Genomic DNA, 8202 nt, shown 5'->3' with positions numbered 1-8202 from the left:
GACAAGACCAAGTCCCAACTGACGGTCATCGACCGGATCCGCATCGCCGTCACCCTGGTGGCCGACGACTCCGACGAGACCAGGGACAAGATCACCAAGAAGTACAAGATCTCCGACGAGCAGCTCGACACCTGGAAGAAGGACTACGTCGACGGCAACTGGTTCGCCCTGATGGGAATCGACTCCCCGCTCCCCACCTGAGCAGGGGTACACAGGAACCCGACAACCCCTCAACGACCCGAACGACCCGCTCGCACCGCGCCCACAAGGCGACCGGCGACCTCCACGTCACTCCCCGGGGCAGACCGCCTCGGGGTTTTGGCTTGCCCGCACCGGAGCCACGGATAGGAGCCCTCGGGGGTGAACAGTGCGCCGAGCGCGCCGGGGTCGCCGCCGTTCCCGGCGGACGCCCATGCGGCGACGACCCTCGGCAGGTGCCGGCCGGCGGGCTGTGCGGCGAAGGCTGTGGCGCCGAGTGCGACGGTGGCGGCCGTGGCGCAGATCAGAGTGGCCGCGGCGCGGGCGGGGCGGATCTTCATGGCTGGGGTCCCCGGGTGGGGGTCTCGGTCGGGGCGAGGCAGGGCAGGGCGAGTCGGACGGGGCCGGTCGGGGCGGGGCGGAGGGTGCGGGCGTCCGGCTGTCGCACGTGCGGCAGGACGGCGGTCAGGGCGTCAGGACGACCTTGCCGGTGACGGTGCCGGACTCCGCCAGGCGCAGGGCCTCGGCGGCCCTGGCGAGCGGCAGTTCGGCGGCGATCCGGGCGGTGACGTCGCCGCGCCGCACGGCGGAGAAGACCTCGGTGAGGTCGGTCCGCAGCCGGGCACGGAAGCGGTCCTTGTTCAGCGCACGGCCGGCCCAGATGTTGTAGAAGTGTGCGCGGCGGCCGTTGGGCAAGGTGTTCCAGAGCCAGGTGCGGGCGAGGATCTTCAGCACGGGCGCCTGCTTGGAGCCGGTGTCGTCGCGCGTGGAGGCGCTGCCGTAGGAGACGAGGGTGCCGCCGGGCGCGAGCAGGTGCCAGGAATCGACGACGCTGCGGCCTCCGACGTGGTCGAAGACGGCGTCCACGCCACGGGGGGCCAGCTCCCGGACCCGGGCCGCGACGTCCCCGGACCGGTAGTCGACCGGGGTGACGTCCAGTTCCCGCAGGGCCTCGTGGTGGCGGACGGAGGCCGTGCCGATCACCTTCGCGCCGGCCGCGCGGGCGAGTTGGACCAGCACGGAGCCCACACCGCCGCCGGCTCCGTGCACCAGGACGGTCTGCCCGGCGCGCACGCGGGCCGTGCGGTGCAGCATCTGCCAGGCGGTGATGCCGTTGACCACGACGGTCTCGGCCTGGGCCGCCGTCAGTCCGTCCGGCACCTCGATCGCGTCCTTCGCGTCGACGAGCACGTGGCTCGCCCAGGCGCCGACCTTCACCAGTGCGGCCACCCGCCGTCCCGTCAGGGCCGGGTCGACTCCCGGGCCGGTCGACCGCACGCGGCCCACCAGGTCGTAGCCGGGCACGAACGGGAACGGCGGCTGGTCGTAGTACCGCCCGCGACGCATCTGCTGTTCCGCGAAGGAGACACCGGTCGCCTCCATGGCGATCACCATCTGCCCGGGGCCTGCCTCCGGCACGGCCGCGTGGCGGATCTGCAGGTCCTCGGGGGCCACGATGCCCGGCAGGACGACCTGGACGAGGCGTTCGCTGTTCATGGTCACTCGTTTCGTAGAAGTTCTCTTGTTCGTTAGAAGTTATAACTTGCTCCAGGCGCGAGAGTCAAGAACGTTCGTGATACCTTCTAACCAACAGCTCGGAGAGAGATCGGGGAGACAGGTCGTGAGCGAGCCGGACGCACGGACCCCCAGGGAGCGCTACCGCGCCCAGGTGCGGGAAGAGGCCAAGACGCACGCCCGGGAGCAGATCGCCACGGCCGGGGCCTCCGCCCTGTCCCTCAACGCCATCGCCAAGCAGATGGGCATGAGCGGACCGGCCCTCTACCGCTACTTCGCCAACCGCGACGAGCTCATCAGCGAGCTCATCAGGGACGCCTACCGCAGCCTGGCCGACACCTTCCGCGCCCGCGCCGGGGCCGGTGCCGGTCTCGGCGACCTCGCGCACGCCCTGCGCGCGTGGGCCCTCGCCGACCCCCAGCGGTACCTCCTCGTCTACGGCACCCCCGTGCCCGGCTACCGCGCCCCCGAGGACACCACCCGCATCGCCGCGGAGATCATGGCCGTCCTCCTCGACGCCTGCACCGCCGACGCCCCCCCTCCCGGGCCGCCGTCACCGCTGGAGACGCACCTGGACGGGCACCGGGACTGGACCGCGCACCACCCGGCCCCGCCGTCCGCGCTGCATCGCGCCCTCACGTTCTGGACCCGCCTGCACGGCGTCCTCTCCCTCGAACTCGCCGGCCACTTCACCGGGATGGGGTTCGATCCGGCCGTGCTCTACACCGCGGAGGCCGAGGCCGTCGCAGGCCCCTGACCGTCCGGCACCACGCGGCCCGGCCTCCCACCGGCCCGGCCGTGGCCGGCGACGGCACCACCGGCCCCGACTGCCGTCCCGCGCGCCGCCGACGTCCCGCTCCGCGTCCCGCGATCCTTCCGCCGCCGCCACCCGGCGACGCAACACGGCGACGCCACAGGCACGGCCACACGGCACGGCCGAGTGGCCCCGCCCGCCCGCGCTTTCGAGTGACCCCTCCGCCCGGCGCCGCACCCGGAGCCACCGCGCTCCCTCAGGCTCTCAGGCGGCCGGTCATGATCCGGTCATGATCCGTGGCCGGACAGCGGAGGAGATCACGTGCACGTCCTGCTCGTCGCGAGCGCCTTCAACAGCCTCACGCAGCGCGTCTACGCCGAGCTGGGCGAGCACGGCCATCACGTCGCGGTCGAACTCGCCCTGCCCGGAGCACGCCTGGCCGAGGCCGTGGACCGTCATCAGCCGGACCTGATCATCGCGCCCATGCTGCGCACGGCGATCCCGCAGGAGGTGTGGTCCACCCGCACCTGCCTGATCGTCCACCCGGGCCCGGTCGGCGACCGCGGCCCCTCCTCCCTCGACCGAGCCGTCCAGGAAGGGCGGACGCGCTGGGCCGTCACCGTCCTGCAGGCCGTCGAGGAGATGGACGCCGGCGACGTATGGGCGACCGTCGAATGCGCCGTTCCCCCCGTCTCGAAGAGCGACCTGTACCGCGGGGAGATCGCCGACGCCGCGCTGGAGGCGGTCCTGCTCGCCGTCGAGCGCTTCGCCTCGGGCACCTACGCCCCGGAGCCCCAGACCACCGGCCACGCCCTGCCGTACCTGCGCCAGGAACACCGCGCCATCGACTGGCGGACGGACCCCACGGAGCGGGTGCTGCGCGTGCTGCGGGCCGCCGACTCCCAGCCCGGTGTACGGGACGAGTTGCTCGGCGGCGAGTGGTACCTGCACGGCGGCCACCCGGAGCCGCACCTGCGGGGCCGCCCCGGCGAGCTGCTGGCCACGCGCGCCGGCGCCGTCTGCCGGGCCACCTCCGACGGCGCCGTCTGGATCCCCGAGATCCGGGCGAAGCGGCTTCCCGGGGAACCCGCCCCCGTGAAGCTCCCCGCCACGGTGGCCCTCGGCGGCCTCCTGCGCCCGCCCCACCGTCCGCGACCGCTCCCGGAGCACCCCGCCCCCGTGCTCGGCACGGGCACCGCGCACCCGCACTCGGGGGCCGAGATCGGCTACCGGGAGGAGGGCGGGGCGGGGTTCCTCACCTTCTCCTTCCCCAGCGGGGCGATGGACACCGGGCGGTGCCGCCGCCTGCTCGACGCCTACCGGGCCGCCTGCTCCCGTCCCACCTCCGTGCTCGTCCTCGGCGGCGGGCGGGACTTCTTCTCCAACGGCATCCACCTGGGCGTCATCGAGGCCGCCGCCGACCCGGCCGTGGAGTCCTGGGCGAACATCAACGCCATGGACGACCTCGTCGAAGCCGTCCTGACCACCACCGACCGCCTCGTCGTCGCGGCCCTCGGCGGGAACGCCGCCGCCGGCGGCGCCTTGCTCGGGCTCGCCGCCGACGAGGTCTGGTGCCGTTCGGGGGTGGTCCTCAACCCCCACTACCGGCTCATGGGGCTGTACGGCTCGGAGTACTGGACGTACACCCTGCCGCGCCGGGTCGGCGCCGAGCTCACCGAGCGGCTCACCCGCGACGCCCTGCCCGTCGGCTCCGACACCGCGGCGCGGCTCGGGCTGGCCGACCGTACGGTCGCCTGCGGGCCGGGGGCCTTCGCCGACGTCACGGCCCGGCTGGCCGTCCGGATGGCCGGTTCACCCGCGGTGCAGAGGCGGATCGCGGAGAAGAAGGCACGGCGCGAGCTCGACGAGGCGGCCCGTCCGCTGGCCTCGTACCGCGAGGCCGAGCTGGCCCGGATGCGGGACACCTTCTTCGACCCCGAGGCCCCGTACCACGCCCTGCGCAGGGCGTTCGTACGCAAGGAACCCCCGGCCGCCACCCCCGCCCACCTGGCCGCGCACGTCCGCAGACGGTGAGCGGCCCGGGCATGCCCGCGCGCACGGTGGCGGCACCGGACCCGTTCACTGGACTGGCCGCACATGACCGGGCACCCGGGCCGTTCACCTGTTAGCAAGAAGGGTGAGGCCGCACGACGGGCCTCACCTCCCCCCTCCCCCTCCACTCCTCCCCTAGGAGGCATCCGGATGGCCACAGCAGCGCCGACCGAGACCGAGGACCCCCCGATCCACATCCTCTGGATCAACGCCGGGCTGAGCTGCGACGGCGACTCCGTGTCGCTGACCGCGGCCATGCAGCCCAGCATCGAAGAGATCGTGCTGGGTGTACTGCCCGGTCTGCCCAAGATCGCCGTGCACTGGCCGCTGATCGACTTCGAATGCGGACCCGTGGGCGGTGCGGACACGTTCATCGAATGGTTCTTCAAGGGGGAGCGCGGGGAGATCGACCCCTTCGTGCTCGTCGTGGAGGGCTCCATCCCCAACGAGAGCATCAAGCCCGAGGGCTACTGGTGCGGTTTCGGTGACGATCCGGAGACCGGCCAGCCCATCACCACCAGCGAGTGGATCGACCGGCTGGCACCCAAGGCCCTCGCGGTCGTCGCGATCGGCACCTGCGCCACGTACGGCGGCATCCACGCGATGGAAGGCAACCCGACCGGTGCCATGGGCCTGCCCGACTACCTGGGCTGGGACTGGAAGTCCAAGGCCGGCATCCCGATCGTGTGCGTGCCCGGCTGCCCGATCCAGCCCGACAACTTCTCCGAGACGCTCACCTACCTGCTCTACCAGGCGGCGGGTTCGGCCCCGATGATCCCGCTCGACGACAAGCTGCGCCCCACCTGGCTGTTCGGCGCGACCGTGCACGAGGGCTGCGACCGGGCCGGCTACTACGAGCAGGGGCAGTTCGCCCATACGTACGACTCCCCGAAGTGCCTGGTCAAGCTCGGCTGCTGGGGTCCCGTCGTCAAGTGCAACGTGCCCAAGCGCGGCTGGATGAACGGCATCGGCGGCTGTCCGAACGTGGGTGGCATCTGCATCGCCTGCACCATGCCCGGCTTCCCCGACAAGTTCATGCCCTTCATGGACGAACCGCCCGGCGGCAAGGTGTCCAGCGCGGCGAGCGGCGCCTACGGCGCGGTGGTCCGCAAGCTCAGGGCGATGACGGCGCACACCGTGGACCAGGAGCCGAAGTGGCGCCACCGCGGGGACGAACTGACCACCGGCTACCGCCCGCCCTGGTGACCGGGCGGGTCGCCCCGACCCGGGCGCGGGCGTCCGCGCCTCGCGCCCGCACCCACCCCCCGTACACCCGCACCCGCACCCCTGTACGAACCACCGATCCAGCACCGAAGGGTCACGGCAGACACGATGGCACCGAATACGAAGGCAGCCGGCGACGGTAGCGGCCTGGTGGAGATGGCCTGGGATCCGATCACCCGGATCGTGGGCAGTCTCGGCATCCACACGAAGATCGACTTCAAGCAGAAGCGGGTCGCGGAGTGCTACAGCACCTCGTCGGTCTTCCGCGGCTACAGCGTCTTCATGCGCGGCAAGGACCCCCGCGACGCGCACTTCATCACCAGCCGCATCTGCGGCATCTGCGGTGACAACCACGCCACTTGCTCCGTCTACGCGCAGAACATGGCCTACGGGGTGAAGCCGCCCCACCTCGCCGAGTGGATCATCAACCTGGGCGAGTCGGCGGAGTACATGTTCGACCACAACATCTTCCAGGAGAACCTGGTCGGGGTGGACTACTGCGAGAAGATGGTCCGCGAGACCAACCCCGGCGTCCTGGAGCTGGCCGAGCGCACCCCCGCCCCGCACGCGGGCGAACACGGCTTCAAGACCATCGCCGACATCATGCGCTCGCTCAACCCCCTCGAGGGCGAGTTCTACCGCGAGGCCCTCCAGGTCAGCCGCTACACCCGCGAGATGTTCTGCCTGATGGAGGGGCGCCACGTACACCCCTCCACCCTCTACCCGGGCGGCGTCGGCACCATCGCCTCCGTGCAGCTCTTCACGGACTACATGAGCCGCCTCATGCGGTACTGCGAGTTCATGAAGCGCGTCGTCCCGCTCCACGACGACCTCTTCGACTTCTTCTACGAGGCCCTCCCCGGGTACGAGGAGGTCGGCCGCCGCCGCGTGCTGCTCGGCTGCTGGGGTGCGCTCAACGACCCCGAGCACTGCGACTTCACCTACGCCAACATGACCGACTGGGGACGGAAGATGTTCGTCACCCCGGGCATCGTGGTGGACGGGAAGCTCGTCACCAACGACCTCACCGAGATCAACCTCGGCATCCGGATCCTGCTCGGCAGTTCCTACTACGACGACTGGCAGGGCCAGGAGAAGTTCGTCACCCACGATCCCCTCGGCAACCCCGTCGACGCCCGTCACCCCTGGAACCAGCACACCATCCCCGCCCCGCAGAAGCGGAACTTCGACGACAAGTACAGCTGGGTGATGTCCCCTCGCTGGTTCGACGGCAAGGACCACCTCGCCCTGGACACCGGCGGCGGCCCCCTCGCCCGCCTGTGGTCCACCGCTCTGTCCGGCCTGGTGAACACCGACTACGTCCAGGCCACCGGGCACAGCGTGGTCATCACCCTGCCCCGCACGATGACCAAACCCGAGACCCGCTTCGAGTGGAAGATCCCGAAGTGGAGCAACGCGCTGGAACGCAACCGCGCCCGCACCTACTTCCAGGCGTACGCGGCCGCCATCGCCCTGCACTGCGCGGAGAAGGGCCTGGCGGAGGTCCGCGCCGGGCGCACCCAGACCTGGGAGAAGTTCGAGGTCCCGGACGAGGGCCTCGGCGTCGGCTTCACCGAGGCCGTACGGGGCGTGCTCTCGCACCACATGGTGATCCGCGACGGCAAGATCGCCAACTACCACCCGTATCCGCCGACCCCGTGGAACGCGAGCACCCGCGACACCTTCGGCACCCCGGGCCCCTACGAGGACGCCGTCCAGAACACCCCGATCTTCGAGGAGAACACCCCGGAGAACTTCAAGGGCATCGACATCATGCGGGCCGTACGCAGCTTCGACCCCTGTCTGCCGTGCGGGGTGCACATGTACGTGGGCGGCGGCCAGACGGTGAAGCAGATGCACGTTCCCACCGGCCTGAGCGGACTGGGCGGATGAGCGCCGGCCCGAGCGTGCGGGCGGATGCCCGCCAGACGGGGGCGCGGGTCGAGGAAGTGCTCGACCGGATCGCCGCCACCGGGGACCGGGAGGTCTGCGCGGCAGCCGAGGAACTGGTGCGCGTCCTCATGGACTTCTACGGCGCCGGGCTCGCCCGGATCGTCGCCCGCATCGGCGAGGCCCCGCTCTCCGGGCTCCTCGACGACGAACTGGTGGCGAGCCTGCTCGCCCTGCACGACCTGCACCCCGAGGACGTGGACGCCCGCATCGCCCGCGCCCTGGCGGGCGCGGGGGAGCCCGTGGAGGTCCTCGGCTTCGACGAGGCCACCGGCACACTGCGGCTGCGCTCCGCGCCCGGAGGCGGCTGCGGCTGCGGCAGCACCGGGGCCGCGGCCGGCGCGGGGCCCTCACGAGCGGTCGAGGACGCCCTCGCCTGCTTCGCCCCCGAGGTGAACACGGTGGAGCTGGCTCCGGCCGAGGCCGCGGGGCCGGTCCTGCTCCAGATCGACACCCGCCCGCAGACCCCGACGCGGGTGCTGTGAGCGGCACCCCGGGGTGGTCCCCGC

General features: G+C 71.9%; 6 protein-coding genes and 1 pseudogene. 6 read left to right on the top strand and 1 reads right to left on the bottom strand.

From position 1 onward, the window contains the following. Positions 1 to 201 (top strand): annotated as a pseudogene (locus ABZY44_RS36870) (hypothetical protein); the annotation flags it as partial. Positions 202 to 663: 462 nt separating this feature from the next. Here the strand turns inward: ABZY44_RS36870 and ABZY44_RS36865 are convergent. Further along, complete coding sequence (locus ABZY44_RS36865; RefSeq protein ID WP_356661790.1) at positions 664 to 1695, bottom strand: medium chain dehydrogenase/reductase family protein; 1032 nt, start codon at positions 1693 to 1695, stop codon at positions 664 to 666. Between the two features lie 124 nt (positions 1696 to 1819). On the opposite strand from ABZY44_RS36865, the gene ABZY44_RS36860 reads away from it, so the two are divergent. The 5 genes from ABZY44_RS36860 (at position 1820) to ABZY44_RS36840 (ending at position 8178) form a co-directional block, all read left to right on the top strand. Next, positions 1820 to 2470 (top strand): TetR/AcrR family transcriptional regulator, encoded by a 651-nt coding sequence (locus ABZY44_RS36860; RefSeq protein WP_356661788.1) that lies wholly within the window; start codon positions 1820 to 1822, stop codon positions 2468 to 2470. A 318-nt stretch (positions 2471 to 2788) separates the two neighbouring features. Further along, on the top strand, positions 2789 to 4501 hold the full coding sequence (locus ABZY44_RS36855; RefSeq protein ID WP_356661786.1) for an enoyl-CoA hydratase-related protein: 1713 nt from the start codon (positions 2789 to 2791) through the stop codon (positions 4499 to 4501). 168 nt (positions 4502 to 4669) lie between these two features. Beyond that, on the top strand, positions 4670 to 5725 hold the full coding sequence (locus ABZY44_RS36850; protein ID WP_356661784.1) for a hydrogenase expression protein HypE: 1056 nt from the start codon (positions 4670 to 4672) through the stop codon (positions 5723 to 5725). A gap of 126 nt (positions 5726 to 5851) precedes the next feature. Further along, positions 5852 to 7636 (top strand): nickel-dependent hydrogenase large subunit, encoded by a 1785-nt coding sequence (locus ABZY44_RS36845; RefSeq protein ID WP_356661782.1) that lies wholly within the window; start codon positions 5852 to 5854, stop codon positions 7634 to 7636. Continuing rightward, a complete protein-coding gene (locus ABZY44_RS36840; RefSeq protein WP_356661780.1) occupies positions 7633 to 8178 on the top strand; it encodes a hypothetical protein in 546 nt (181 codons plus the stop codon). The genes ABZY44_RS36845 and ABZY44_RS36840 overlap by 4 nt, the downstream gene beginning before the upstream one ends. The last annotated feature ends 24 nt before the right edge of the window (positions 8179 to 8202 follow it).

It is taken from the genome of Streptomyces sp. NPDC006544 (genome assembly GCF_040611715.1).
Classification (GTDB): domain Bacteria; phylum Actinomycetota; class Actinomycetes; order Streptomycetales; family Streptomycetaceae; genus Streptomyces.
The sequence above is the reverse complement of the archived record's forward strand: the minus strand, read 5'-3'. Positions and strand labels throughout refer to the sequence as shown.